Raw genomic sequence first — 204 nt, forward strand, 5'->3', positions numbered from 1 at the left:
CAGGCGCTCTCCCAGCTGAGCTAAGCCCCCATAATAATTACAGTATATCGGGAAGACAGGATTCGAACCTGCGACCCCTTGGTCCCAAACCAAGTGCTCTACCAAGCTGAGCTACTTCCCGTATAATTAACGCGCCCGATAGGAGTCGAACCCATAACCTCTTGATCCGTAGTCAAACGCTCTATCCAATTGAGCTACGGGCGC

At 52.0% G+C, this 204-nt stretch carries 2 tRNA genes; both read right to left on the reverse strand.

What is annotated here, in order from left to right:
* Positions 1-47: 47 nt before the first annotated feature.
* Positions 48-121: transfer RNA gene (locus tag HMPREF3247_RS13305), tRNA-Pro, on the reverse strand.
* A gap of 9 nt (positions 122-130) precedes the next feature.
* Positions 131-204, reverse strand: a tRNA-Arg gene (locus HMPREF3247_RS13310).

The organism is Staphylococcus sp. HMSC36A10, from assembly GCF_001838845.1.
GTDB classification, from domain to species: Bacteria; Bacillota; Bacilli; order Staphylococcales; family Staphylococcaceae; genus Staphylococcus; species Staphylococcus aureus.